The organism is Porcincola sp. LCP21S3_C12 (genome assembly GCF_052118625.1).
GTDB lineage: Bacteria > Bacillota > Clostridia > Lachnospirales > Lachnospiraceae > Porcincola.
On the sequence record NZ_JBQKGW010000003.1, the window covers coordinates 51,808 to 77,847 of the forward strand.

The window sequence follows — 26,040 nt, forward strand, 5'->3', positions numbered from 1 at the left end:
ATGATAGGATCGTCCGCCTGTGACGGGCGGATCTGGTGTTTGCTGAACCGATTCTTTACAGAATCCTGAACAAATTTATACAATCATATCACAAATAGATGAATTGCGGTATGACGATGCGTTTTGTGCGGGATGTGTGCTATGATTTATAAAAATAAAAGATCAGGAGCCGCGGCGGAAAACAGGAAGGAATTCCGGGAGCCTGGGGATAGCAGCAGAAAGGAATTGGCCGGTATGGGCACAAAGAACACCATTCAATCAGCATACAGCGCAGTGCGGTCGGCGTACAAGGATACAAGCCTGAAGAAGCTCTATCCGTCCCGCTATCTGGCGGCAGCAAAGAGCCCGGTCAGGCCAGGCTATGTCGTGTTTCTGGAGGTTCGGGAGAAGGAGCTGACCGACAATTTCCGCCTGATCCGGGCCGCCCTGGAGAGACGAAACCGTGAGAGCGGTGAGAATGAAGGGAAGGCTGAAGCGAAGGCTGGGGAGAAGGCTGAAGGCACGCAGGGATCTTACAGCTTCGATACGGTCTGCATCCGCGAGGGGATGGAAAATCCGGCGTCGGTGACGCTCCGCTGCCTTGCCGCGATCCCAAAGATCGCACGGGCGGAGTATGTTTTTGTCAATGAATCGTCCTATTTTCTGAGCAGCCTTCCGCTTCGTCCGGAGACGACGGTTATCCAGACCTGGCATGCCTGCGGGGCTTTCAAGAAGTTCGGCTACAGTGCGGTCGGGAAGGGATTCGGGACGACGGAGGCGGATCTGGAAAAGTACCCGGTGCACAAGAATTTTTCCTATGTGACCGTTTCGTCGGAAGAGGTGGTCTGGGCGTATGCGGAGGCTTTCCATATGGAGGACCGCGTGCAGGACATTCTGCCGATCGGGGTGAGCCGGACAGACCTATACTTCCACAGCAAGGTCCGGAGAAATGCAGCGCTGCGTGTCCGACAAGTGCTGGAGGACAGAAACCCATCGCTGCGGGATGAGCCGGCGCCTGCGTGCCTGATCGGTGCAAATGCATCCTTTGGAAAAAGGGGCGGCGCGATGCCGAGGGACTGCGAGCGTGTGTTTGAGAAAAAGAAACTGCTTCTGTACGCGCCGACCTACAGAGGATCTGTACGGGATGCGGTTTCGCCGGACCAGCTGAACATTCTTCGTCTGAAGGAAGAGCTTGGAGATGGCTATCTGCTGCTGATCAGGCAGCATCCATTTGTCAGGAAGAAGGCCGTGATTCCAAAAGGTGCCGAAGGGTTTGCGATGGATGTTTCGGATCTGAGGATTGACGACCTGATTATCGCCTCCGACATGCTGATCACAGACTATTCGTCGATTGTGTTTGAGTATTCACTTTTTGAGAAGCCGATGGTTTTCTTTGCGTTCGATCTTGAGGACTATGAGAAGCAGAGGGGATTCTACTATCCGGTCCGTGAGATGATGCCCGGGCCGGTCTGCCAATCGACACATGATGTGGCGCGGGAGATCCGCCGGATGGAGACGGGCTTCGACTGGCTGCGCGTCAGGGAATTCAAGTACCGGTTCATGGGCGGCTGCGACGGACATGCAACCGATCGGATTCTCCGGCTGATGGATGCGGTCAGAAAGAAGAAGAAACGCGCATAGGGGATGTGGCCAATAGACAGGAGCATGAGGGCCGGAGCAGCCGGTTTGTATGAAAGAAGAACAAAAGATGGAACCAGATTGCAGACAGCCGGCCTTGAATCTGCTTTCCTGCAATGATAAGCTGTATGGGCGTTAAAAACGGTCAGGCAGAGGAGCCGAAGCTGGATAGGAGACAGGGATTGCATATGCTGCTATGAAACGGGCTTCAGCAGCCATGAGCCGGATCGTACAGGTGGTTTTCAGAGGAGATGGAATGGGTATGAGGAATAGAAACAGGTTCGCCGCGGTTCTTCTGGCGCTTGTGATGGCTGCCAGCCAGGGGACATGGGCTACAGCCGCCGAGGCACCTGCGCCAGCACAGGAAAGCGTTGCGGCTCAGGCGGTTTCCGGGAATGAGAGTGCCGCTGACGGAAGCGGTGAGGCTGCTGAGAAGGCGGGAACCGGGACTCCGGCGCTGACCACAGAGGGGACTTCAGATTCTGAGAAGAGCAGTTCGGACACGGGAAACGGACAGTCTGCCGCAGATGCATCTTCCGCATCGGGAAACGGACAGCCGGAGACTGGTCAGACGGAGTCCGGACAGGCAGTTTCAGGTCAGATGGAACCAGGGCAGGCAGCCGGGAGTCAGACAGAGTCCGCGCAGCCAGCTTCGGACCAGATCGAGGCTGAGCAGGCAGCGGCCGGTCAGACAGAGACAGCGCAGCTGGACGAGAAAAAGCTGGCAGAGGAGCCGGCAAAGGTTCAGGGAGAAGTCAAACTGACGGCGTCGATTGACGGACAGACCCCGAACTACGGCGGACGGTCAGACGCAATGATTGTCTGGGCAAATCGGGGAGCAGCGAATGGGACGAAGCTGACGCTGAGAGCGGAAGCCGCGAATCTGAGCAAGAATGCTTCAGTAACCTTTTCCTGGACAAGCAATACCAGTACGGAGATCATTGATCGGCTGTCGGGAGCACAGCCGAAGGAGGATGGAGGAAGTGTATCCGACACGGCAGAAACGACGCTGAAGGAAGGTGTCTATGCTTACTTCTGTACAGTCACGGTAGCCGGAGAGGCGGATGCAAATCGGAATAAGGATTACACACTGGTCTATATCGTTCGTGACCCGCTTGAGATTGATACGAAGGACACATCGCTTCATGTCTCTCCGAAGGTCGCAACTGTCGCAGACTCCGGCACGGCGAAGATGGAGATCAAGGGGAGTCTGAAGCTGTATGGCGACGAGCTTGGAACAGATTGGAATCCTGACGATGAGTATGACTCCTGGGACACGAAGAAGATTTCCTCGAATGCGGATTCTGTTCTGACCACAGCAACTCTGAAGGGCATCGACGATCCATCCTGTACAGTGACCTGCCGGCTTTGGTCGAAGTACTCGCCGGATGCGGTCTATGGCGTGAGAACTGTGACCTTTACGATCGACACGGTCAACCACACCTACGGCGACTGGAAGGTGACGAAGGAAGCTACGGTCTGGTATGCCGGCGAGCGGGAGCATGTCTGCACGGTCTGTGGGTACAAGGAGACGGAGTCGGTCCCGAAGCTGACACCGACGATCACGGCGAACATGACGTCCGTGCCGGTTCAGGCAGGGAAGGCCACGGATAAGTTCTGTGTGGCACTGGCGAACGGCGATTTTATCCAGAAGTGGGAGTCCTCGGACCGGAAGATCTTCACAGTCTCCGGCAAGTTCAACGGAACCTGCACGATCCGTGCACGCAAGAAGGGAAGAGCCACGATCACGGCGACGGCTGCCAGCGGGCTGCAGATCACGGCGCTCGTGAAGGTTCAGAAGGGGATCGTGAAGACGAGGGCGATCATGGGCCTTCCGTCGACGGTTACGATCAAGAAGGGAGAGCGCAGCAGGCTGACGCCGGTGCTTTCTCCACTGACAAGCCAGAATCCGGTGACGTACAAGAGCTCCAGCACGAAGATTGCAGCGGTCTCCAGAACCGGCAGGATCCGCGGCGTAGCACCGGGGCGCTGCAAGGTCACGGTCACATCCGGAAAGGTTTCGGTGAAGGTGACAGTGACGGTCACTGGTGTTGATGCGGCGGCGATCCGGCATGTCCGCACGGCATATACGCTGAAGAAGGGCAGGACCAGGCAGCTGTATCCGAAGCTGACACCGGCGAATGCGACAAGCCGGATTCGGTACAAGAGCTCCAACAAGAAGGTGGTGACCGTATCCCCCACCGGAAAACTGATGGCGAAACGGAAGGGAACCGCAACCATTACGATTCGTGCCATCAATCTGGAAAGCGCTTCCATCGTCAGGCAGGTGACGGTCACCGTGCGGTGAGGCGCATGCGGTTTGCTGCCTGCCGTCCTGGCGGTGTGAGGTCCGCTGCATGCTTCTGAAAAATTTGAGAAGCCGGATAATGGCGGACACAGGCATAAAAAATATAGGGGAAACCGGAAAATATCGCAAAAATCACACCCAAAACAGAAAAAAGGGATGGACAAGTCCGTTCAGTTGGCGTATTCTTATCTCAACATCAAAGGGGATGCAGACCTTTATCAAGTCTGCATCCCCTTTTTCGATGCACAAACATTTGCAGAACTTCAGGGAAAGACCGAAAAAGTTTTCCTTCTTTCTTGCATTGAAGGGCTGTGAGTGATATAATTCGTGACATGTAGCCGATATAAAGACAATTGTCCGCGCTACACGCACAAACCGAAGGCTTCGGAAAGAGGAGGGATGATTATGAACAAGAAGATGATTTCCGTAATCTGTGCAGCGGCAATGGCAGCCGCGACGATGCCGGTCATGTCCATGACGGCGCTCGCAGCAGATGACACCATCAAGATCGGTGTCTTTGAGCCGCAGACAGGTGAGAATGGCGGCGGCGGCCTCCAGGAGCTTCAGGGTGCGCGCTACGCGAATGAGATCCGGCCGACTGTCAAGGTCGACGGAAAGGAGTACAAGGTCGAGCTGGACGAGGTTGACAACAAGTCCGATAAGACAGAGGCCGTGACCGCGGCACAGAAGCTGGTGGCGGACAAGGTTGTGGCCGTGATCGGCAGCTACGGCTCCGGCGTCTCGATCGCAGCGGGACCGACATTTGCAGACGCAAAGATTCCGGCAATCGGTGCTTCCTGCACGAATCCGCAGGTCACCTCAGGCTGCGATTATTACTTCCGTGTGTGCTTCCTCGATCCGTTCCAGGGCTCGGTCATGGCACAGTACGCGTTTGACAGCGGATACAAGAATGTCGCGGTCATCGACCAGATCGGCGATGATTATTCGACCGGTCTTGCGAACTTCTTTGTAAAGCAGTTCCAGACGCTCGGCGGAACCATCGCGACCGAGCAGCAGTTCCAGACCAATCAGTCTGATTTCAAGGCCATCCTGGCGCAGGTCAAGGCAGCGAATGCAGACGCCATCTTCGCACCGTCCTCCATCGCAACGGCTCCGCTGATCATCAAGCAGGCACGTGAGATGGGCATCGACGCACCGATCATGGCAGGCGATACCTGGTACAACCAGACAATCATCGACAACGCAGGCGCTGAGAATGCGGAGGGAACGGTTGTATCGACATTCTTCGATGAGAATGATGACTCCAATCCGGTTGCAACCGATTTTGTCAAGGGCTACAAGGAATGGCTCAACGCGGACAAGAAGCGGATTGAGAACAACGGCGGCAATGATGCCATCGTCGGAAACTCCGCTCTGTGCTTTGATACCTACAACGTTATCTGCGACGCAATTGAAGCAGGGAATACGATTGACGGGGAAGCGCTGAAGGATGCGATCTCCAAGATCAACGGCGACTATGTCACCGGACACATCACCTTCAACGAGACCGGTGATGCGAACAAGGATTCCGCTTACATCGATATCGCGAAGGATGGAAAGTTCCAGTTCCTGAAGATTGTCACGGTTGGCGGCGGAGAGTCCTCCACAGAGGCGGCAACCGAAGCAGAGTAAGCAGAGTCAAGGTCATCCATTTACAGAAGCGAATGTTTCAGATCACAGCGCCGGCCACCTTGTCAGGACCGGCGCTGTGCGTCAGAACATATACACAGGAAGGGGCAACTTCCATGAGTCTTGCTACATTCGTGCAGCAGCTGCTGACCGGTGTCTCGCTGGGCGGCGCGTATGCACTTATCGCGATCGGATACACGATGGTTTACGGAATCCTTCGCCTCATCAACTTCGCGCATGGCGATCTGTTCATGATGTCGGGCTATTTTATGATCTTTGCGATTGCCTCGATGCCATGGTTCATCGCGATCCCGGTTGCATTCGCGGGCACAATCCTGCTCGGCATGGGAATCGAGAAAGCGGCGTACCGTCCGCTGAGAAAAGCGCCGCGCATGTCGGTCATGATCTCCGCCATCGGTGTGTCCTATCTGCTGGAGAACCTGGCAACCTATCTCTTTACGGCGATTCCAATGGCCTATCCGGAGATTCCGGGACTGAAGAAGATTCTGACGTTCGGGCCGGTTACGACCTCTCTGGTCACAATCCTGACCCCGATTCTGACGGTGGTGCTGACGATCGCGCTTCTGCAGCTGATTAACCATACGAAGATCGGCATGGCGATGCGGGCGGTCTCGAAGGACACGGAGGCATCAAGGCTGATGGGGATCAAGGTGGATTCCACGATCTCCTTTACCTTCTTCATCGGTTCTCTGCTTGCGGCAGTCGGCGCACTTTTGTATTTCACAGACCGCATGACGGTCTATCCGTACTCCGGCGCGCTGCCGGGGCTGAAGTGCTTCGTCGCGGCGGTTCTCGGAGGAATCGGCTCGATTCCGGGCGCTGTCATCGGCGGTTTCATCATCGGAATCAGCGAGACCTTCATCGTCGCATTCGGATACTCGACGTTCTCAGATGCATTTACCTTCGTGCTTCTGATCATCATCCTGCTTGTGCGCCCGACCGGCCTGTTCGGTGAGGCAGCAAGTGACAAGGTCTGAGGAGGTGGCTGGGATGAGCAAGATGAAAGAAAAGGCTGTTTCCTCGAAAATGAACGGCGGGTATGTCCCCGGCTCCAGTGGGCATGTGTATCAGAAGCGGAGAGATCCGCACCATGTACGCAGTGCTGTGCTCACGATTGCGGCCTGCTTGCTTCTGGCAGCGCTGATGGCCTTCTATCAGAAGAATGCTTCTGACCATTCCTATGCGATTTCCATCATCGAACGGTCGGCTGTCTATGCGGTCGCGGCTGCTGCGATGAACCTGGTGACGGGCTTTACCGGCCTGTTTTCGCTCGGAGCGGCAGGCTTCATGGCAATCGGGGCCTACACGACGGCTGTCCTGACGATCCCGCTCTCGGCCAGGGCGAGCGTCTATTATATGAATGGGATTGCTCCATGGCTTGAGAATCTGCATGTGCCGGTGCTGGTCGCGATGATTCTCGGCGGGCTGATTTCCGCGGGGTTCGCGGCGCTGATCGGAATCCCTGTTCTGCGTCTGAAGTCCGATTACCTGGCGATTGCCACGCTGGGATTTGCGGAGATCATCCGCACGGTTCTGGCAGCGCCGATGATGGATCAGATTACAAACGGTTCCTACGGGCTGAACAACATCCCGGGATTTACGAATATATTCCAGCCGCTGATTCTGGCAGCTGTCTGCATTGCGATTATGATGCTGCTGCTCCATTCCTCCTACGGGCGTGCGTTCAAGGCGGTCCGGGATGACGAGGTGGCAGCGGAGGCGATGGGGATCAATCTGTTTCGAACCAAGGAGCTGTCCTTCGTGATTTCCTCGTTCTTCATGGGAATTTCCGGCGGCATGCTGGCACTATTCATGCGTTCCATCGACACCAAGACGTTCCAGATCACGATGACCTACAACATTCTTCTGATCGTCGTTCTGGGCGGCATCGGCTCCATCACAGGTTCGATCATCGGTGCGTTCCTGATCAACGGCGGTCAGGAGTGGCTGCGCTTCCTGGATGAGCCGCTCACGGTCGGCGGTGTCACGATCCCGCTGTTCCGTCCGGGCTTCCGGATGGTCATTTACAGCATCGTGCTGATGGTGGTTGTGCTGTTCTGGCGCCGCGGCATCATGGGAGACAGAGAGTTCTCATGGAATCATCTGTTCTCTGTCTTCAGGCGTAAAAAGAAGGCTTCACAAGGAGGTGCACAGTGATGGCAGAGCCAAGAGAGAATGTCCTCCATGTGGAGAATGTGACGATGCAGTTCGGCGGTGTCGTAGCAGTGAACAACCTGTCGCTCGATGTGGACAAGGGAGAGATTGTCGCGCTGATCGGTCCGAACGGGGCGGGCAAGACGACTGCTTTCAATGTTATCACCGGGGTGTACCAGCCGACGAATGGGCGGGTGCAGTTTCAGGGGGACACGATTATCGAAAACCACCCGCGGGGAAAGATGAGGAAGAATTACCTCGGCGAAAATGCGGAGCTTTACTCCAACTCGATCGTCAGGACGCCTGACCGCATCACGAAGCTCGGGATTGCGAGAACCTTCCAGAACATACGTCTGTTCAAGGCAATGACGGTTTTTGAGAATGTTCTGATCGCGACTCATATGCGGTCGGAGGCGAATGTCTTCTCGGCGACTTTCGGACTGAACCGCAGGGAGGAGATGGCGAACCGTGAGCTTGCGATGGAGCTGATCGAAATGGTCGGCCTGAAGGATGAGGCGGATGCCCTGGCGACTTCGCTCCCGTATGGCAAGCAGCGCCGCCTGGAGATTGCCCGGGCTCTGGCGACAAAGCCAAGTCTGCTTCTTCTGGATGAACCGGCTGCCGGCATGAATCCGCAGGAGACGGATGACCTGGCAGAGTTTATCTGTCGGATCAAGGCGGCGTTCCATCTGAGTGTCTTTGTCATTGAGCATCATATGGATCTGATTATGAGCATATCGGACCGGATCTATGTGCTGAACTTCGGGAAACTGATTGCCCAGGGCACGCCGGAGGAGATTCAGAACAATCAGATCGTCATCGACGCATACCTCGGGACAGGGAAGACCAACTGAGCTGGTGTCTGCGCGGCAGGCGCAGCCGGTGCCTGTGCGGAGCGGGCTGACCTGTCAGAGCCGACCGGTACAGCCGGAAGTAGCATGCAGCAGCCGGGGAAAGGCCTGACAGCAGCGTCCTGAGAATAAGGAAAGCAGGGGTTTCATGGAAAAGACAGAGAATCTTCTGGAAATCAACAACCTGGTCGTCCGGTATGGCGGAATCGAGGCTGTGCGCGGAATCAGCTTCGGTGTTCCGAAGGGAAAGATTGTCACACTGATTGGGTCCAACGGTGCAGGTAAGTCCTCGACGCTGCGTTCCGTTGTCGGGCTTGTGAAGCCGGCGGCGGGAAGCATTTCCTTCAAGGGAGAGGATCTTCTGAGACTGCCGACAGAGACGATCGTCACGCGCGGAATCACGATGGTGCCGGAGGGACGCCGTGTCTTTGTGAATCTGACAGTCGCCGAGAATCTTCGGATGGGTGCCTATATGCGCAAGGACAGCATCGACAAGGATCTGGAACGCGTCTATACACTGTTTCCGAGGCTGAAAGAGCGTTCCTGGCAGCCTGCCGGCACGCTTTCGGGAGGCGAGCAGCAGATGCTTGCCATCGCGAGGGCCCTGATGAGCAAACCGGAGCTGGTCATGATGGATGAGCCGTCACTGGGGCTCGCGCCGATTATCGTCCAGGAGGTGTTTGAGATTATCCGGGAGATCAACAAGGAAGGGACGACGATCCTTCTGATCGAGCAGAACGCGAATATGGCGCTTCAGACGGCGGACTATGGCTATGTCATGGAGACCGGGCGGATCACTTTGTCCGGCACTGGCAGAGAGCTGGCGGAAAATGAGCAGGTCCGCGAGGCTTACCTCGGGAAGGCGAAGGAATAACAGTGGGGCAGGATGCCGGGGAAACACATCAGGAGCTGCCCCGGGATCGCCATAACATGATGAAACGGCTGGCACTTTGTGCCGGCCGTTTTGTGTGAAGGTGACTGCACATCATCTCGCGCGGAGCATGAGATGGCAGCGGATGGTTGATTTTATCCTGTAAATCACCGATAATAAAGCTCATCTGTAAGCTGGATTACAACATCAGTCATAGATAGAGGAACGTCTTGAATGGGAACGGAAGAAAAGCAGGCAGGGCAGGATCAGATGAAGGCCGGGAGCGGACAGAATGGGTCCGGCTGGAAGGATATGACCTATCGTGCAGGGAGGGATGTCAGCGGGCTGGTCGACAGTGCCATCAAAAGCGGGGACTATTCGTCACTGAGTGAGCAGATCAACTGGGCGATGAACCGGGCAGTGGATGCTGTGCACGACTCTCTTCTGGAAGGCGGCATGCAGTCCGGGACAAGGCCCCAAGGGAAGAGAGCGTCTGATAGAACGGCCTATGAGCAGGCGGTAGAACAGGCCCGAAAGTCTTCCCGAAGGGCGGCAGCGGAGGCAGACCAGAGCCGGCTCCGGATCCGGAACAATTTCGGGGCGACAGCGGGAAAAGTCATCGGGACAGTCGGGATGATTCCCAACCTGCTGCTTGCGATCGGGTGCTTCACTGTCGCGCGCTCAGCCGGTGTCGGTCTCTTTTTTCTCGCAATCACCGGTATGTTCTACTGGCTGAGAGACCTTTCGGTAAAACAGCTGGATGTCATCGATGACGCTGAGACGATCCTCCGGATCCGGAAGGGCCGGGATGTGATTTCCGTGGAGGAGATTGCGTCGGCACTTGGAAAGAGCAAAAAGGATACCCGGAAGTCGTTGAAGGAAATCCTTCGGAAGGGGATTCTGAACGGACCGGTTTATATGGACCGGGGCGAGACGACGTTGATTCTCAGCCGCGAGGCGTATGGGCTGTACAGTCAGACCATGGAATCGTACAGGAACAGGAGGCGCGAGGAAGACAGGCAGAAGCGGAAAGCAAAGAGCGATAAGAAAGAACCGGGGAAAAAGGCGGCAGAAATGTCAGGAGACCGGACGGATGCACCGGAGCTTGGCGGAGAGCCGCTGCCGGAATATGGGAAGCTGCAGGCGCAGAAGAAGGCGCAGCAGGAACACAGAAGAAAGCTCGATGCAGAGACGCAGAAGATTCTGGATGAAGGGCAGGCGTTCATCGGCCATATCCACCAGAAGAACGAGGAGATTCCGGGGGAGGAGATTTCAGCGAAGCTTGACAGGCTTGAGCGGATCGTGACAGGAATCTTTGAACAGGTCGGGAACAGCCCGGAGAGCGCTCCGGATCTCCACAGGCTGATGAGTTACTATCTTCCGACGACACAGAAGCTGATTGATACCTATGCGGCACTGGACGCCCAGCATGTGGAAGGGGAAAATATCGAGAGCGCGAAGCGCGAGATCGAAACCTCGCTTGACACCATCAATGATGCGTATGAGAAACTGTTTGATTCATTTTTCCAGCATACGGCGTGGGACGTCGGGACAGATGTGTCGGTCATGAAGTCCATGCTCCGGCAGGACGGCCTGACCGAGGATGAATTCCAGCAGATGAGACAGGCGCAGGCCGCGGAACGTCAGAGTCAGAGGCCGCCTTCGGGCGGAGATGCAGGACGGGTTTCAGCCCAGAGCGGCAGCCGGGGGACCGGGGCCGGGCTGCAGGCTGCCGCAGCCGGAGAAATGGCAGGAATGGCACAGGACCAGCTGGAATCCGGGAAGAAGAAAGAGGTCTGAGGACAAAGTGCGAACGGCGGCTGAGGCCGAGGAAACCTGACAGGACCAGGGAACGTGATCCGAGAGAACGGGATCGGGAGGAGCAAAGGATGACGGACGAAAACAGAAGCAGCGGGGCGGTCAGCCTGGAAGGGCAGCAGCCCCGGAAGATCGAGCTGACGTTCGGCGGGGCGGAGGCGGACCCTTCGGCAGAGGCAGGGCAGAGTGCAGCGGACGGGCAGAACGGAAGCCCTGCGGAAGCTGTTCCCGCGGCGATGACCGCGGAAGAGCTGATGGCGGCTGCGTCAAAGGCGCCGGAAGCTGTCCGGGAGGCGCCGCAGGCCGAACCGAAGGCTGCGGCGTCCGAGGGCGCGCCGGCAGGGTCAGCCATCAGAGAACATGTGGCGGATGCCATCCGGGATACAGAGGTGATTCTCAGCCCGGAGGAACAGAAGATGGTCGATGCATTTGCGGAGAAAATCGACATCACGAATGGCGCAGCCATCATGCAGTACGGCGCGGGTACTCAGAAAAAGATGTCCGAATTCTCGGATACAGCCCTGGCAAATGTCCGCAACAAGGATATGGGGGAGGTTGGAAAACAGATCTCCGGACTGGTGTCGGAGCTTCAGAGCTTCGATGTGACGAAGGAGGAGAACGGTTTCCTGCGTTTCTTCAAGAAGAGTGCGAACAAGGTGACTGCGCTGCAGGCAAAGTACGATAAGACGGAGGATTCCGTAAAAGCCATCTCAGATGCACTTGAGAAGCATCAGATTCAGCTGATGAAGGATGTTGCGACGCTCGACCGGATGTATGCGCTGAACCTTTCCTACTTCAAGGAGCTGACGATGTACATCGCGGCCGGAAAGAAGAAGCTCGCCGAGGTGCGGGGCGGAGAACTCCTGAAACTGGAGGAGAAGGCAAAAATGAGCCAGGATGCGCAGGACGCGCAGGCGGCGAAGGATCTGGCAGCTTACTGCAACCGCTTTGAGAAGAAGCTGTACGATCTTGAGCTGACCAGGCAGATCGCGCTTCAGACAGGACCTCAGATCCGGCTTGTGCAGGATTCGGATACGATGATGGCGGAAAAAATCCAGTCGACCATCGTGAACACGATTCCGCTCTGGAAAAATCAGATGGTGATCGCCCTGGGTGTAGAGCATTCGAACCAGGCGGCGAAGGCCGAGCGGGAAGTGACGGATATGACGAATCAGCTTCTGCAGAAGAATGCCCAGCAGCTCCATACGGCGTCCGTTGAGACGGCGAAGGCTTCCGAGCGGGGGGTTGTGGATATGGAGACGCTCAGGCAGACCAATGCGCAGCTGATTGCAACGTTGGACGATGTGGTGAAGATCCAGGAGGAAGGTCATCAGAAGCGTGCGGCAGCCGAGGCGGAGATGCAGAAGATGGAGACAGAGCTTAAAAACAGGCTTCTTCAGGTCTCCCAGACACAGGTGAACAGGCAATCATAACCTTGCTCTTTCATCCTGTGCGGCTTATAATAAATCGAACTATGTTGGTTTGGGGAGATCAGTCATCATGAAAAGATGTGTATTTTGCGGAACGGAGAATGACGACAGCGCGACAGTGTGCGTCAGATGCCACAATCAGCTTCCTGACCGTCCGGACGGCGAGGAGCAGAGGCTGACCGGCTTCTCCGGCGATCCGGCTGTGGACGGAGACAGGAGGGATGCCAGCGGGTTTGAACCTGCATCGAGGATGCCTGAGGACGTGGCAGCCCCGCGGGAGCAGGACTCCGTAAAGCCTGAAAATGAAGAAGCGGCCGAGGAGAAGCAACAGTCCAGCACAGACCAGTCGGACGAGGAGGCGCTCCAGAGTTTTGCGGCGCAGTCCGGTCAAAACGTGCAGAATACAGCGGATGGGACTTCGCAGCCATCCGGTGAGACACAGGAATCATCGAATGGGGTTCAGCCGGAGGCTGGTCTGAACGAGGAAGCTGTGTCCGCTGATGCGGAAGAAAAGAGCGGTCTGGACGCGCAGGCCGGAGAGCCTGTCCAGAATGCAGCCGTTGACTACCGCCAGGGAGCGGTGGGTGCGGCGGCAGCGTCATTTGCGCAGCAGCCAGAGGGAACAGCCGCAGGCCGAATTCCGCCGAGAGCGCCCGAGGGCGGTGCGGACGGTTTCGGCGTCGGAAGAGGGCAGACCTACGGCGCACGCCAGCAGTACGAGGCACGCGGGGGACGGTATGCGGCGCCCACGAGAGAGCAGTATGGCAGTGCGGGATACGGCTACCGGCAGGGGCCGGAGGCGGCGCAGGGACGCCCGGATCTGGCGAGGATGAACACGGCGGTCGGGAGCAAAACCATCCTGTTCCGTTCCAGAAAGATGGTCAGAGGCTTTCTGTTTTTCCTGATGACGCTGTTTTTCACGGTGATGGTGGCTGTGAATCTCTGCAACCTCGCGCTCCCGGGTTCGATGGATCCGAAGGTTTCGAACGCATACTACAATCTTTCCAACCTGGATTCGAGCCTGGAGGGAGTGCTTGGAAGCAGCAATGGCTTCGCGACGCAGCTGCTCACTGAGCTTGCAAAGCAGATTGTGTCGATGGCGGTCAATGTGAACGGCATCATCCAGCAGCTTGGAACGAGTGTCCAGCTGTCGATTCTGCTGATCTTCGCAGTTCCGAATGTACTGTTTGCCCTTGCTCTGTGGATCATGTTTATTCAGACGAAGCGGGATCGTTCGAAGTTCGGACTTGGCGGGTATACGCTTGCCAGAGTGATGATGGTTCTGAAGTTTGTCGTTGCCTGCCTGGTTCTGGCAGTCGGCCTGATCATATCGGTGTATTTCGTGGTGGTCGGGGCTTCCAGCGCACGGTTCACAAGCAGCTTCATTCAGGGGCTGATCATGCTGATTATCATGATCTTCATCGCAATCTTTACGATCATGTACTACATCCAGTGGATGTATACACTCAAGTGCGTGAAGGTCAACGTCAGGAGCGGGAGCGACATCGGGCGGGTGCCGACCTATGTCGGGATCCTTTCGATTATCCTGGCTGTTTTCTTCGCACTGATGCTTCTTCCGCTGGCACCCAATGACTATCTGGGGCTTGCGGCAGGCGGAACAAAAGCGCTCTACTTCCTTGTTTCGGGCATCTGGCTGCTGAAGTACCACCGGGTTGTCAGGAGGGCAGCGGCTCTCAGGGCGTCATGAGTGCGGCGATGCCGGACAGTCAATTTACAGATGGTTTGAAGGCCTGCAGGGAGATGATCTCTGCGGGCCTTTTTTCTGTCTTTTACTGGCTTAAGAAACTCTTAAACAATATTTTACAGGAAAATCAAGTGACGACATCCCGCAATGATGCTATGATCGTTCCATCAGACAAGTACAGTACATGAAAAAGAACATGATAAAGGGGTAAGGACTTTGAAGGGGAATAAGGCAGTTAAAATCGTATTGCTTGCGCTGCTTGGAGCGCTTGGTGTTGCCGTCGCTGTGCTGGTCTCATATCTGAGCCGCGAGTGGAACCGGACAACCTATTTTGACAAGACAACCATCAACGGGTTTGATGTATCCGAACGAAAACCGGAGGATGTCCTGCACATACTGACGGATGCCTATTCGGCACCGAAGATCACGCTGACGGAAGGCGGAAAAGAGGAGGGAACCTGGACACTCAGCCAGCTTGGGTATACGGTTGATCAGACAAAGCTCCTCGCAGGGCTTCAGGATGCGCTGAAGAAGCAACGGGCAAGCATCCCGATCCTGCTGGACGGTATCATGAACGGCAACGAGTTCACACTGGATATTCCATTTTCTTCGGATGAGGGAAAGATCAGCTCTGTGGTTACGGCAGCCAATCTGAAGGATCCCAGAGTTGAAAACGCGAATGCTGAGCTCGTCTATGATGAGGGAACAAAGACGTACTCAATTAAGCCGGAGGTTCAGGGAACGCAGCTGGATGACGGTGACATTCAGAAGCTGGTGAAGACGGAGGCCGAAAAGCTGGTGACTTCCGCGAAGCCGGCGGGCGATGTGAGCGTGGAGATTCCGTCAGATCTATACAAAAAGCCGGATGTTCTGTCGACCGACGAGACGCTTAACCTTCAGATGAACACATACAATGCCTATGATCAGGCTGTCATCACCTACGATTTCGGGACGCAGAAGGAAGTGCTGGACTGGAACACCATCAAGGACTGGGTGTTCTTCCAGAACGGCCAGGGGATGCTGAGCGAGGAAAAGATCCGCGCTTATGTAACAAGCCTTGCTGCGAAGTACAACACGATCTACTACACACGGACCTTCACGACGACAGGCGGACAGCAGATTACCTTTACGGACAGTGAGAATAATTATGGCTATCTGGTCGACGAGGATGGGGAATACCAGCAGCTTCTCTCGGATATCCAGAGCAATACAGCCGTGGAGCGGGAGCCGGTCTATTCGTACAAGGGCGTCGGAAGAGACGGAACGAACGACCTTCTGGAGTATGTGGAGATCAATATCACGCAGCAGCATCTGTGGTTCTACAAGAACGGGCAGCTGGTTGTGGACAGCAGTGTCGTGACGGGCAATGTGTCGAAGAAGCAGGAGACACAGACGGGAATCTTCCCGATCGCCTATAAGCAGAGTCCGGCGACACTGATTCCGTCCAATGAGACCAATGGAACACCGGTCCAGTACTGGATGCCGTTCTATGACGGGCAGGGACTCCACGATGCAAGCTGGAGAACGGCCTTCGGCGGGAATATCTACCAGACCAACGGATCGCATGGCTGTGTCAATCTGCCGCCGGCTGTCGCAGCGACGATCTATGAGAATATCGATACCGGAACGCCGGTGATTCTGTATAAGTAATCGTATCAGAAAGAGCGGCAGGAGCCTTATAAAAATTTGGAAACGGCGTTGAATTTGAAGGTGAATTCGATATAATAATAAAAAGTAGTTTGCGCAGGACTTCTGAACGGTGGTGTCTGAGGCAGCCATCGGGAATGGTACGGCAGGCGGCTGTGGGGAAAATTTTCGCCGTCTACCTGATCGAGGGACCTGGGCAAGAGGCGCATGTGGGGAGCGCACGGAGGCTGTAAGGGCGGTTTTCGTGTGGAAACAGTCATAAGGGGCAGCAGATGAACAGGGGAAATCTGGCGGAAGATCCGAGGGTAGATCGGCCGTCATCAAGCCGTTATTCCCGCTACGGCAGAGAGGGCAATGCTCTTCTGTACGTCAGCGATCGCGAGTGGAAGAAGGTTCTGGCAGAGGAGAAGGCAGCTTCAGCGAGGCAGTCGCGGAAGAAGTCTTCCGCTGGTGTGAAGAGCGTCCATTCAGCGAAGAGGAACGTATACGCAGCGGAACAGACACAGGGAAGAGACAAAGGCGTCAGTGCGCCGGCAGCAGCTTTTTCAAAGCTGGAAGTCGGAATGCACGGACGCTTATTTGGCGTTAAGGAAAATTCTGCTGCATCAGCCTCAGAGTCAGAAAGGAGAAAAGCAAACGGGCCGGTCTGGCGGCCGGAACCGGCTGCCGGCGGAAAAGCGGCCAGTGATCTGGAGAGACGCATGGAGGAGGCATCTTCTGTATTTGGTACGGTAAAGATGGCCCGTCCTTATCTGAATGCGCCAAATCCGCTTCTTGAGAGCCGGAATATCAGGCGGGCAGAGAGCCGGAAGGTCAGACAGGCAGAGAGCCGGAAGGTCAGACCGGCAGAGAGCTGGAATATCAGACCGGCAGAGAGCCGGAATAGCAGGCCGGCCGGGCCTGCTGCGGATAGAAGGCAGCCAGCGAAAGCGGAGAGAAGCCAGAAGACGGTTTCTCCTGTTTCGCTTCGGAAGGTTCTTGTGGCGTCCGGAGTCGGCCTTCTGACAGCCGGTTACATTGCGGCAGGCGTTCATTTCAGTGATCACTTTTATCCTTCGACGGAATTCTTCGGGATCAAGGCTTCGGGACTTACGGTGGCGGAAGTGAAGCGGCAGGTTGAGAAGAAGGTGGAGGGATACCAGCTTCAGATCAAAGGACGTTCTTCCAGCAGCTCGAGCAGCGGAACGGGCGACCGGATTACAGCTGACGAGATCGGGATGAAGTACCGGGACAATGGGATGATCGACCGTTCCATGAAGCAGCAGTACTCGGTAGTCTGGCCGGTCGCGCTGCTGAAGACAATCCTGGTCCCGAATGAGGAAAAGCTTGGAACAGAATACAATTCATCACTTGTCGATTCGACGATAAGAAACCTGACGTTATTTGACAGCAGCCGCGTGATCGAGCCCAAGAACGCAGAGCTGAAGTATACGGCGGATGGGGCTGTCATCACGAAGGAGGTCATGGGTACCAGACTGGACTATGACAAGACGAAAGCAGCCATTATCCACGCATTGAACGATGGTTCTACATCCATCGATCTTGAAAAGGAGGGACTGTACCAGAATCCGGAGGTGTATGCCGATGATGATGCCCTCAATGAGAAGGTGAAAGCCCTGAATCAGGTTCTGGGTGCGAATGTCACACTTGGGATGGGGGATCAGAGCGTTCAGATCAATCCCAGGATGACAGCGCAAACCTTCCTTTCTCTGGATATGGATGGAAACTACTACGTCGATGACAGCAAGGTTGCCTCCTATGTCGTGAAGCTGGCCGACCGCACGGATACGGTTGGAAGAAAGCGGACCTTCCGCACAAGCCTTGGCACGACAGTTGAGCTCGAGGGCGGGGATTACGGATGGACGCTGGACGCGGATTCCACCGCGCAGGAGCTGGAGGAGGCGCTGAAGGAAAAGAAAAAGGAGGCGCTGGAGCCTGTCTATTTCACAACGGGGCTGTGCCGGGACAAGAATGATATCGGCACGACCTATGTAGAGATTGACCTCACGAATCAGCATATGTGGTTCTACAAGAACGGATCACTTGTTGTCGATACACCAGTCGTAACGGGGAATCCTCAGAAGAATAACGAGACGCCTTCCGGAGGCGTCTGGTCGCTCAAGGGAAAGTACCGAAATGCGACGCTGAAGGGGGAAGGGTACGCGACACCGGTTGATTACTGGCTGCCTTTCAATGGTGGAGTCGGGATCCACGATCTGCAGAAGCGCTATTACTTCGGCGGAAGTGTTTACAATGGAGCAGGCTCACATGGCTGCATTAATACGCCTCTTGCCGCTGTAAAACTGATCTACAACGGAATCGGAGCCGGGACGCCTGTTGTTGTATACAAGGATGACTCACAGGAGGCGGTCTCCCAGAATACCGGGATGCAGGATATCCGGACGATCACATCCTATATTGAGGCACAATATGGAACGGTGTCTGATGATGCAGATAGTGAGGACGAGACGAGCAGGTCCACTCAGTCAGCGGAGGTGCAGAGATGAAATACAGGTATGCGCTTTTTGATTTGGATGGAACAGTCATCGATTCAGGAGAGGGGATTACGAAGAGTACACAGTACGCGCTCTCAAGGATGGGGATTGAGGAACCGGATCTTCACAGGCTGAGGGCCTTTGTAGGTCCGCCGCTGCTCGATTCTTTCCGGGATCTTTATGGAATGAGCGAGGAGAAGGCCCGGGAGGCGGTTGACTGGTACAGGGAGCGTTACAGCAGCAGGGGGCTGTATGAATGTCATCCCTATGAAGGCATCGGAAAACTGCTGGAAGCGCTTCAGCAGGAAGGACGAGAGCTTGCCGTTGCCTCCTCGAAGCCTGAACGCTTTGTACGGGAGATTCTCGAACACTTCGGGATAGGACAGTATTTTTCTGAGATCGTCGGGGCAACGATGGATGAGAAACTCAGTTCGAAGCCGGACATCATCAGGGAGGTTTTCAGAAGGGGGAAGCTGACACAGGCTGACAAGGCCTCCGTGGTCATGATCGGTGACCGGCGATTTGATATCGAGGGGGCAAATGAAACAGGCCTTGATTCCATCGGCGTCTATTATGGCTTTGCCGAACCGGGGGAGCTCGAGAAGGCAGGCGCAACATATATTGCGGAGACGGTTCAGGATCTTGCTGATCTGTTCAGAAGGATATGAATCATCTATATATCGAAAATAGTAGATATGAAAGAAAAAGTCAAGAGAAATTTTAAAAATATTGGTTTCGGTTGTCTGAATTTTGACAGGGCATGAAAACAGTGGGACAGGATTCTTCTCTGCCATGGGAGTGGCGGAAGAAGTTGACATATATAGATCTGATCAATCGGGGGAGCAGATGATGAGAGATTTTGGTGGGAGCATGAAGAGAGAGGACTATGACGGGGTTTTCAAGGCGCTTGGGGATGAACACAGACTGAGGATTCTCAGGCTGCTGGCGAAGAAGGAACTGAGCGCAGGAGAGATTCTTGAATCGATGGATATCGTTCAGTCGACCTTATCCCATCATATGAAGGTGCTGACAGACAATGGGGTCGTGACAGCAACACGCAGTGGAAAGTGGACAATCTATTCTGTCAACAGACCGGTCCTCCAGGAGGCTGCAGGGAGGCTGGAGGTGTTTCTGAAAGAAGCCGAGCACGCGGAGAAGTCTGATATCGCCGCGAGGGCAAGGATTACGCTGGCAGAGGAGAAGGTGCAGGAAGAAATAAAGAAAAGCCTGGCCGCTGATAAGGCTCGGGAGGCAGATCACGGGAAGACGGAGATCGGGATCGAAAAGGCCGGTGGGGCAGAGCTGCCGGCTTCAGCTTCGGCGTTCAGTGCCGGGGCGGAGGAACAGGCTGCCGGGGAACAGGAGCGGTCAGCATCAACTGTGGAACCCGGCGCCGGGATGAGGGAACAGGCGGCTGGTTCACATGAGCCGTCGGGAAAGAAAAAAGGCAAGAAGGGGAAGAAGTCAAAGAAGGCCGGAAAGAAGTGATTCACCGCACATATTCGGGCTGTGAGGCTTGACCTTCAAAATAATATGCTGTACCGTATTAGAAAAGCTTAAAAATGAAGGGCGGTATGACATGCTGAATGATGATGAGAGAAGAATCCGGGATGACCGGCTGATGGTGCTCGCAGGACAGAGCGGCGGCCTGTCCAGGCAGATTGATCCGTCGCTTTATTCAACGTACGGAGTGAAACGCGGACTCCGCGAGGCGAATGGCCGGGGTGTGTTGACCGGTCTGACCGAGATCTCAGACGTGAACGGACACCGGGATGTTGACGGGAAGTCGGTTCCGATCGAGGGCGAGCTGTACTACCAGGGCTACAAGATCACGGATCTGGTAGAGGGGTTCCGGAACCACCGGTTCAATTTTGAGGAGGTCACCTATCTGCTGCTGTTCGGCGAGCTGCCGAACCGGAAACAGCTTCGTGATTTCATCGATCTTCTGGGACAGTACCGCGAACTTCCGAGCAAGTTTGTCCGGGATGTCATCATGAAAGCACCGAGTGCGAATATCATGAACGGGATGCAGCGCTCCGTTCTGACGCTGTATTCCTACGATTCGGATCCGGACGATATCACTATTCCGAACGTCCTGAGGCAGTCTATGCTGCTGATCGGTGTGATGCCGATGATTGCGGTCTATAATTATCATGCGTACCAGCATTACCACAACGACCGGTCCCTGATCATCCGGTATCCGGATGAAGAGCTTTCCGCAGCTGAGAACATCCTGAGAATGCTGCGCGATGACGGCCAGTATACAGAACTCGAAGCGAGAGTTCTCGATGCGTGCCTCGTCATCCACGCGGAGCACGGCGGCGGAAACAACTCAACCTTCACCACACATGTCGTCTCATCGACCGGGACCGATACCTATTCGGCGGTGGCCGCTTCGCTGGCTTCTCTGAAGGGACCCAAGCACGGCGGCGCAAACCTGAAGGTCGAGAACATGTTCAAGGATATCAAGGAACATGTGAACAACTGGGAAGATGAAGGCGCAATCAGGGCATACGTGGAGCAGATCATCGACGGGGAGGCATTCGACCACACAGGTCTTGTCTATGGAATGGGACATGCCATCTATACGCTTTCTGACCCGAGAGCGGTGATTCTGAAGGAGAAGGCGAAAAAGCTGTCTGAGGCAAAGGGGCTGGAGGAGGAGTTCAATCTCTACCAGACGGTCGAGAAGGTCTCGGCGGAGCTGCTGACAGAAAAACGGCATCTGTCAAAGCCGGTCTGCTGCAATGTGGACTTTTACTCCGGCTTTGTTTATTCGATGCTTGGCATTCCGAGACAGCTCTTCACTCCGATCTTCGCGATGGCGAGAATCTCCGGCTGGTGCGCGCACAGAATGGAAGAGATTTCATCCGGCGGAAAGATTATCCGGCCGGCGTACAAGTATGTCGGGCATCACAGAACCTATCACAAGCTGGAAGACCGCAGTTAACACCAGCCGGACCGAATCAATTCCTGTTGAGCGGACGCTTTACATGCTTCTCATATGCGGGTAAGATGAAGAGAAGAAAAGACCAGAGGGAGTGCGGCAGATAAAGGCGGGCAGTTGAGAGAACGGAGGATGCGAAGATGGCTTCAAAGGTCAAGACAATCGGCGTGCTGACAAGCGGCGGGGACGCGCCGGGCATGAATGCGGCGATCCGTGCGGTTGTCCGTGAGGCAATCGGCAAGGGAATGGATGTAAAGGGCATCTATCAGGGCTATAAGGGACTGCTGAACGCAGAGATCGTGGATCTTTCGGCACGTGATGTGTCGGACATCATTTCCCGCGGCGGAACGATTCTGTATACGGCACGCTCGCAGGAATTCCGGACGCCGGAGGGACAGCAGAAGGCGGCGGAGGTGTGCAGGCAGCATGGCATTGAAGGCCTTGTTGTGATTGGCGGAGACGGTTCATTTGCGGGCGCCGGGAAGCTGGCGGAGCTCGGAATCAACACGGTTGGAATTCCGGGAACGATCGATCTCGATATTGCCTGCACAGACTATACGATTGGTTTCGATACGGCCGTTAACACGGCGATGGAGGCCATCGATAAGGTTCGTGATACCTCAACCTCGCATGAGCGCTGCTCGATCATCGAGGTCATGGGCCGGAATGCGGGTTATATCGCACTGTGGTGCGGGATTGCGAATGGCGCGGAGGATATTCTGCTTCCGGAGTCCTACGACTATGATGAGCAGAAGCTGATCAACCACATCATCGAGATGCGCAAGCGTGGAAAGAAGCACCATATCATCATCAATGCCGAGGGAATCGGACATTCGAGCTCGATGGCAAGGCGAATTGAAGCGGCGACCGGCGTCGAGACCAGGGCAACGATTCTCGGGCACATGCAGAGAGGCGGGAGCCCGACCTGCCGCGACCGTGTGTATGCATCGATGATGGGTTCGTATGCGGTCGATCTGCTTGCGGAGGGAAAGACGAACCGCGTGGTTGGCTTCAAGGGCGGAGACTGGGTCGACTACGATATTGCGGAAGCGTTGAAGATGCAGAAGAGCCTGCCGGATTACATGGTCAGAGTCGCGAAGGCGCTGAGCATCTGAAGACGCAGAAAAGAGCCTGCCGGAGCAGATGGCAGGTGTCATGAAGGTGCTGAGCGGCTGAGGATGCCGCGCTGACGGCAGCTGACTTTTGATACGAGGAGGTTTTTGTGACGGCCCCGCTCTGGCAATCCCGGAGCGGGGCCGTTTTACGAAGACAGACAGGTGTGCGGACTGCAGGCGGCAGGTGATGGAACGGCAGAGAAAGCCGGAATGAAAGGGCAGAAAACGGCGGAGATCAATGATGATTACGAGCAAGAGCAACGCGAAGGTCAGAAACCTGGTCGCATTAAAGAAAAAGGCATCCGAGCGGAATGCTCAGGATGTTTTTCTGGTGGAAGGCATCAAGATGTTCCGGGAGATTCCTGCCGCGCAGCTGCGGGAGGTGTACGCATCGGAGTCTTTTCTGAAAAGCGAAGCAGGCAGAAAGGCAGTCGATGCCGCGATGGCGGCTCAAGACAGGCTGAAGGCTGTGATCTCCGGGAAGAAAGAATTGGTTATCGAAACAGTATCAGATGAGATCTTCCGGAATCTTTCGGATACGCAGTCGCCCCAGGGAGTGATGGCTGTGGTTTCCCAGCAGCACTACCGCCTCGCGGATCTGTTCGGGCAGCGCACAGAGCCGCTCCTTCTGGTTCTGGAGAATCTTCAGGACCCGGGCAATCTCGGGACGATCATCCGCACTGCGGAGGGTGCCGGTGTAACCGGAATTCTGATGAGCAGGGGGACGGCGGATCTGTACAACCCGAAGGTCACCAGATCGACGATGGGGAGCATCTTCCGGGTTCCATTTCTCTACACAGATGACCTCTCAGGGACGATCGGGAAGGTGAAGCAGGCGGGTGTTACAGTCTGTGCCGCTCATCTTCAGGGAAGACACACATATGATGGGGAAGACTACACGAGAGGTACTGCATTCCTGATCGGCAATGAAAGCCGGGGGCTTTCTGACGGGATCTCAGAGCTGGCCGATGTCCGGGTTCGCATTCCCATGGCAGGGAAGGTGGAATCTCTGAATGCGGCCGTTGCGGCCGCGATTCTGATGTATGAAGCAGGCAGGCAGAGACGGGCAGGGAGGCGGGATGGCTGAACAGAACCGGACGGCCTGAAATTATAGGATCATTGTCCAACTCTTTCAACAGGGAGCTTTGTGGAGTTCCGGATTATTAGCTCGGTGTTGAGAATAATCTGTCGGTCAGGCGTATCAGGAGACTGTATCTTTTCGATCAGGAGCGAGCAAGACTGATAGCCCATCTGAAGCATGGGCTGGGCAATAGTAGTCAGCGCCGGATGGCTCATTCTGGCGATGTCAACATTATCAAATCCAATGACGGACAGATCTTCCGGAATGCGGAGGCCAAGTACTTTGGCTGCGTTGACGGCGGCGATTCCATAAACATCGGAGCAGCAAAAGAGGGCATCCGGCCGGTTTGGAAGCTGTAGGATATGCATAGCAGTGGAGTAGGCAACGTCATAGCTGATAGAAGAGATATGGGCGATCCAGTTTTCATTGCAGTCCAGCCCGCACTGGGTGAGTGCCTGACGGTATCCCTTTTCTCTATGGCGGGCATACTTGAATTTGGTAAGAGAGTTCAGCAGCCCGATTTTTCTGCACCCTGTCGATATGAGATAACTGACAGCCTTCTCGGATGACGAAACATCATTGATGCTGACGAATGATACTCCGTAATTTTCTGCGTATTCTGAACACATCACAACGGGGCAGCGAAGGCTCAGGTCATTCAAAAGCTCGCTGTCAGACTCGGGGACAGAAGACAGAATGATGATACCTGCAATGGACTGTTCTTTGAACACTTCTGCAAAGTCTTCAATTCTTGAATAATAATCACTTGATTGCAATAGAAGAACATTATACTTTTCTTCGTGTGCGGCTTTCTGGATTCCATCGATGACTTGGTTATAAAACGGATTCCGGAAATCTGGGACACAGACCAGAATGATCCGGCTTTCGGGGTCTGACAGGGGATGTAAGTTGTGCGGCTTATATTCCATCTGATTCATCACGTTGATCACATGATTCCTCGTTTCTTTTGTGACATTACCTTTATTATTGATGATTCTTGAGATTGTAGCTGTTGAGACGTTTGCTGCTTTTGCAATTTCTTCAATTGTGACATTCTTTCGTTTCATGGCTTCCAGCATCTCCCTTTTACAATGTAAAAAATGTAAGATTTAATGTATAAATGTAAGGCATATTGTTAAATTAACTGGATTAACAGTGACATTATTGTGTATAAACGACGAATATAGTTTAAGTTAGTGAAAAGTTATTGCAATAATTTACAAAATCGATTATGGTTCTGATGTAAGAATTACATAGATATATGTAAAAGTCAAGAAGATACATGTAATTATCGGGAGAAGACGAATGGTCAGGATCGGAATCATTGGATGCGGGAAAATTGCACAGGTACGGCATATTCCAGAATACTCCGAAAATCCGGATGTGCAGCTTTCTGGTTTTTTTGATCTGAATCAGCAGCGGGCACAGAAGCTTGCGGAGCAATATCATGCAAAAGCTTATTCTTCTTATGAGGAGATGCTTCAGGATCCGGAAATTGATGCAGTCAGTGTATGTACCGCGAATAGTACACATGCTGAGATTTCAATTGCAGCCCTCCATGCGGGAAAACACGTATTATGTGAAAAACCGATGGCGATGACAGAAGAAGATTGTGAATCGATGGCAAGAGCGCAGAAGGAAACAGGGAAGATTCTGATGGTCGACCATAACCAGAGATTCACGAAGGCACACAGAAAAGCGAAGGATCTTCTGGAGAGTGGCGAAATTGGTAAAATTTTGACTTTCCGGACAATTTTCGGACATAGTGGTCCGGAGACATGGAGCATTGATCCGGGAAAAGCGACATGGTTCTTTGATAAGAAGAAGGCTGTTTTTGGAGCAATGGCGGATCTTGGGATTCACAAGACAGATATTATCGGATATCTGGTCGGATCAAAGGTTGCGAAGGTTTCCGCAAAGATGGCAACGCTGGATAAAGTCGATGCCGGGGGAAACAAAATCGGCGTCGATGACAATGTGATCTGCATCTATACCATGGAAAATGGTGTGATAGGCACAATGACGGCAAGTTGGACATATTATGGAAAAGAGGATAACTCTACCACAATATACGGTACAAAAGGTGTGATGAAGATTTATTACGAAGGCATGCCAAGCATAGTGATCGATTACAGGGATGGCACAAAGGCAGCATTCGATATGGAGCCTATACAGACAAATGACCATCAGACGAAAACAGGTGTGATGGATGCATTTGTAGATTGTATTGAACATGGAACGAAACCTGAAGTTGGAGCGGAGGAAGCATTATCCGCGATGCGTGCAATCTTTGCGGCTCAGAAAAGTGCTGACGAAGGGAAAGAAATTGCAACGCTTAACTGAACGCTTTT

At 54.5% G+C, this 26,040-nt stretch carries 20 protein-coding genes; 19 read left to right on the forward strand and 1 reads right to left on the reverse strand.

Going from position 1 to position 26,040, the window contains the following annotated elements; translation table 11 throughout:
* Positions 1-234 precede the first annotated feature (234 nt).
* From ACTQ1N_RS02315 to ACTQ1N_RS02400, 18 genes are all read left to right on the forward strand, one after another.
* The gene (locus tag ACTQ1N_RS02315; protein ID WP_441954231.1) at positions 235-1,620 is read left to right on the forward strand and encodes a CDP-glycerol glycerophosphotransferase family protein; all 1,386 of its coding nucleotides are present in this window, start codon (positions 235-237) and stop codon (positions 1,618-1,620) included.
* A 259-nt stretch (positions 1,621-1,879) separates the two neighbouring features.
* Complete coding sequence (locus ACTQ1N_RS02320; protein WP_441954233.1) at positions 1,880-3,925, forward strand: Ig-like domain-containing protein; 2,046 nt, start codon at positions 1,880-1,882, stop codon at positions 3,923-3,925.
* A gap of 156 nt (positions 3,926-4,081) precedes the next feature.
* Positions 4,082-4,240: a hypothetical protein gene (locus ACTQ1N_RS02325; RefSeq protein WP_321049432.1), complete on the forward strand. Its 159-nt coding sequence runs from the start codon at positions 4,082-4,084 to the stop codon at positions 4,238-4,240.
* 90 nt (positions 4,241-4,330) lie between these two features.
* On the forward strand, positions 4,331-5,557 hold the full coding sequence (locus ACTQ1N_RS02330) for an ABC transporter substrate-binding protein (RefSeq protein WP_441954235.1): 1,227 nt from the start codon (positions 4,331-4,333) through the stop codon (positions 5,555-5,557).
* Positions 5,558-5,670: 113 nt separating this feature from the next.
* On the forward strand, positions 5,671-6,552 hold the full coding sequence (locus ACTQ1N_RS02335) for a branched-chain amino acid ABC transporter permease (protein WP_321049431.1): 882 nt from the start codon (positions 5,671-5,673) through the stop codon (positions 6,550-6,552).
* A gap of 13 nt (positions 6,553-6,565) precedes the next feature.
* On the forward strand, positions 6,566-7,732 hold the full coding sequence (locus tag ACTQ1N_RS02340; RefSeq protein WP_441954238.1) for a branched-chain amino acid ABC transporter permease: 1,167 nt from the start codon (positions 6,566-6,568) through the stop codon (positions 7,730-7,732).
* A complete protein-coding gene (locus tag ACTQ1N_RS02345; RefSeq protein WP_441954240.1) occupies positions 7,732-8,583 on the forward strand; it encodes an ABC transporter ATP-binding protein in 852 nt (283 codons plus the stop codon). Before ACTQ1N_RS02340 ends, ACTQ1N_RS02345 begins: the two co-directional genes overlap by 1 nt.
* 145 nt (positions 8,584-8,728) lie before the next feature.
* Complete coding sequence (locus ACTQ1N_RS02350; protein ID WP_441954242.1) at positions 8,729-9,454, forward strand: ABC transporter ATP-binding protein; 726 nt, start codon at positions 8,729-8,731, stop codon at positions 9,452-9,454.
* Between the two features lie 231 nt (positions 9,455-9,685).
* A complete protein-coding gene (locus ACTQ1N_RS02355) occupies positions 9,686-11,251 on the forward strand; it encodes a 5-bromo-4-chloroindolyl phosphate hydrolysis family protein (RefSeq protein WP_441954244.1) in 1,566 nt (521 codons plus the stop codon).
* Positions 11,252-11,505: 254 nt separating this feature from the next.
* A complete protein-coding gene (locus ACTQ1N_RS02360; RefSeq protein ID WP_441954483.1) occupies positions 11,506-12,702 on the forward strand; it encodes a toxic anion resistance protein in 1,197 nt (398 codons plus the stop codon).
* A 67-nt stretch (positions 12,703-12,769) separates the two neighbouring features.
* Positions 12,770-14,407, forward strand: coding sequence for a hypothetical protein (locus ACTQ1N_RS02365; protein WP_441954246.1), 1,638 nt, complete (start codon positions 12,770-12,772; stop codon positions 14,405-14,407).
* Positions 14,408-14,620: 213 nt separating this feature from the next.
* Positions 14,621-16,054 (forward strand): L,D-transpeptidase family protein, encoded by a 1,434-nt coding sequence (locus ACTQ1N_RS02370; protein ID WP_441954248.1) that lies wholly within the window; start codon positions 14,621-14,623, stop codon positions 16,052-16,054.
* 269 nt (positions 16,055-16,323) lie between these two features.
* Positions 16,324-18,558, forward strand: a complete 2,235-nt coding sequence (locus ACTQ1N_RS02375) for a L,D-transpeptidase family protein (protein ID WP_441954250.1) — start codon at positions 16,324-16,326, stop codon at positions 18,556-18,558.
* Positions 18,555-19,214, forward strand: a complete 660-nt coding sequence (locus ACTQ1N_RS02380) for an HAD family hydrolase (RefSeq protein WP_441954252.1) — start codon at positions 18,555-18,557, stop codon at positions 19,212-19,214. The genes ACTQ1N_RS02375 and ACTQ1N_RS02380 overlap by 4 nt, the downstream gene beginning before the upstream one ends.
* A gap of 178 nt (positions 19,215-19,392) precedes the next feature.
* Complete coding sequence (locus ACTQ1N_RS02385; protein ID WP_441954254.1) at positions 19,393-20,034, forward strand: ArsR/SmtB family transcription factor; 642 nt, start codon at positions 19,393-19,395, stop codon at positions 20,032-20,034.
* A gap of 91 nt (positions 20,035-20,125) precedes the next feature.
* Positions 20,126-21,496 carry a citrate/2-methylcitrate synthase gene (locus ACTQ1N_RS02390; RefSeq protein ID WP_321059622.1) on the forward strand — a complete coding sequence of 457 codons (1,371 nt, stop codon included), beginning with the start codon at positions 20,126-20,128 and terminating at the stop codon, positions 21,494-21,496.
* 137 nt (positions 21,497-21,633) lie between these two features.
* Positions 21,634-22,608 (forward strand): 6-phosphofructokinase, encoded by a 975-nt coding sequence (gene pfkA, locus ACTQ1N_RS02395; RefSeq protein ID WP_441954257.1) that lies wholly within the window; start codon positions 21,634-21,636, stop codon positions 22,606-22,608.
* Positions 22,609-22,849: 241 nt separating this feature from the next.
* The gene (locus ACTQ1N_RS02400; protein ID WP_441954485.1) at positions 22,850-23,695 is read left to right on the forward strand and encodes a TrmH family RNA methyltransferase; all 846 of its coding nucleotides are present in this window, start codon (positions 22,850-22,852) and stop codon (positions 23,693-23,695) included.
* Positions 23,696-23,724: 29 nt separating this feature from the next.
* On the opposite strand, the gene ACTQ1N_RS02405 is transcribed toward ACTQ1N_RS02400, so the two are convergent.
* On the reverse strand, positions 23,725-24,756 hold the full coding sequence (locus ACTQ1N_RS02405; protein WP_441954259.1) for a LacI family DNA-binding transcriptional regulator: 1,032 nt from the start codon (positions 24,754-24,756) through the stop codon (positions 23,725-23,727).
* A 238-nt stretch (positions 24,757-24,994) separates the two neighbouring features.
* Here ACTQ1N_RS02405 and ACTQ1N_RS02410 point away from each other — a divergent pair, with 238 nt between their 5' ends.
* Positions 24,995-26,032, forward strand: a complete 1,038-nt coding sequence (locus ACTQ1N_RS02410; RefSeq protein WP_441954261.1) for a Gfo/Idh/MocA family protein — start codon at positions 24,995-24,997, stop codon at positions 26,030-26,032.
* Positions 26,033-26,040 lie beyond the last annotated feature (8 nt).

What these genes read in the sequence shown, in the direction of transcription:
- ACTQ1N_RS02345 (WP_441954240.1), top strand. Translation starts at nt 7,732, where the DNA reads ATGGCAGAGCCAAGAGAGAATGTCCTCCATGTGGAGAATGTGACGATG.
- ACTQ1N_RS02325 (WP_321049432.1), top strand. Translation starts at nt 4,082, where the DNA reads ATGGACAAGTCCGTTCAGTTGGCGTATTCTTATCTCAACATCAAAGGG.
- ACTQ1N_RS02410 (WP_441954261.1), top strand. Translation starts at nt 24,995, where the DNA reads ATGGTCAGGATCGGAATCATTGGATGCGGGAAAATTGCACAGGTACGG.
- ACTQ1N_RS02315 (WP_441954231.1), top strand. Translation starts at nt 235, where the DNA reads ATGGGCACAAAGAACACCATTCAATCAGCATACAGCGCAGTGCGGTCG.
- pfkA (WP_441954257.1), top strand. Translation starts at nt 21,634, where the DNA reads ATGGCTTCAAAGGTCAAGACAATCGGCGTGCTGACAAGCGGCGGGGAC.
- ACTQ1N_RS02390 (WP_321059622.1), top strand. Translation starts at nt 20,126, where the DNA reads ATGCTGAATGATGATGAGAGAAGAATCCGGGATGACCGGCTGATGGTG.
- ACTQ1N_RS02360 (WP_441954483.1), top strand. Translation starts at nt 11,506, where the DNA reads ATGACCGCGGAAGAGCTGATGGCGGCTGCGTCAAAGGCGCCGGAAGCT.
- ACTQ1N_RS02355 (WP_441954244.1), top strand. Translation starts at nt 9,686, where the DNA reads ATGGGAACGGAAGAAAAGCAGGCAGGGCAGGATCAGATGAAGGCCGGG.
- ACTQ1N_RS02335 (WP_321049431.1), top strand. Translation starts at nt 5,671, where the DNA reads ATGAGTCTTGCTACATTCGTGCAGCAGCTGCTGACCGGTGTCTCGCTG.
- ACTQ1N_RS02350 (WP_441954242.1), top strand. Translation starts at nt 8,729, where the DNA reads ATGGAAAAGACAGAGAATCTTCTGGAAATCAACAACCTGGTCGTCCGG.
- ACTQ1N_RS02405 (WP_441954259.1), bottom strand. Translation starts at nt 24,756, where the DNA reads ATGAAACGAAAGAATGTCACAATTGAAGAAATTGCAAAAGCAGCAAAC.
- ACTQ1N_RS02375 (WP_441954250.1), top strand. Translation starts at nt 16,324, where the DNA reads ATGAACAGGGGAAATCTGGCGGAAGATCCGAGGGTAGATCGGCCGTCA.
- ACTQ1N_RS02385 (WP_441954254.1), top strand. Translation starts at nt 19,393, where the DNA reads ATGATGAGAGATTTTGGTGGGAGCATGAAGAGAGAGGACTATGACGGG.
- ACTQ1N_RS02330 (WP_441954235.1), top strand. Translation starts at nt 4,331, where the DNA reads ATGAACAAGAAGATGATTTCCGTAATCTGTGCAGCGGCAATGGCAGCC.
- ACTQ1N_RS02340 (WP_441954238.1), top strand. Translation starts at nt 6,566, where the DNA reads ATGAGCAAGATGAAAGAAAAGGCTGTTTCCTCGAAAATGAACGGCGGG.
- ACTQ1N_RS02400 (WP_441954485.1), top strand. Translation starts at nt 22,850, where the DNA reads ATGATTACGAGCAAGAGCAACGCGAAGGTCAGAAACCTGGTCGCATTA.
- ACTQ1N_RS02365 (WP_441954246.1), top strand. Translation starts at nt 12,770, where the DNA reads ATGAAAAGATGTGTATTTTGCGGAACGGAGAATGACGACAGCGCGACA.
- ACTQ1N_RS02320 (WP_441954233.1), top strand. Translation starts at nt 1,880, where the DNA reads ATGAGGAATAGAAACAGGTTCGCCGCGGTTCTTCTGGCGCTTGTGATG.
- ACTQ1N_RS02380 (WP_441954252.1), top strand. Translation starts at nt 18,555, where the DNA reads ATGAAATACAGGTATGCGCTTTTTGATTTGGATGGAACAGTCATCGAT.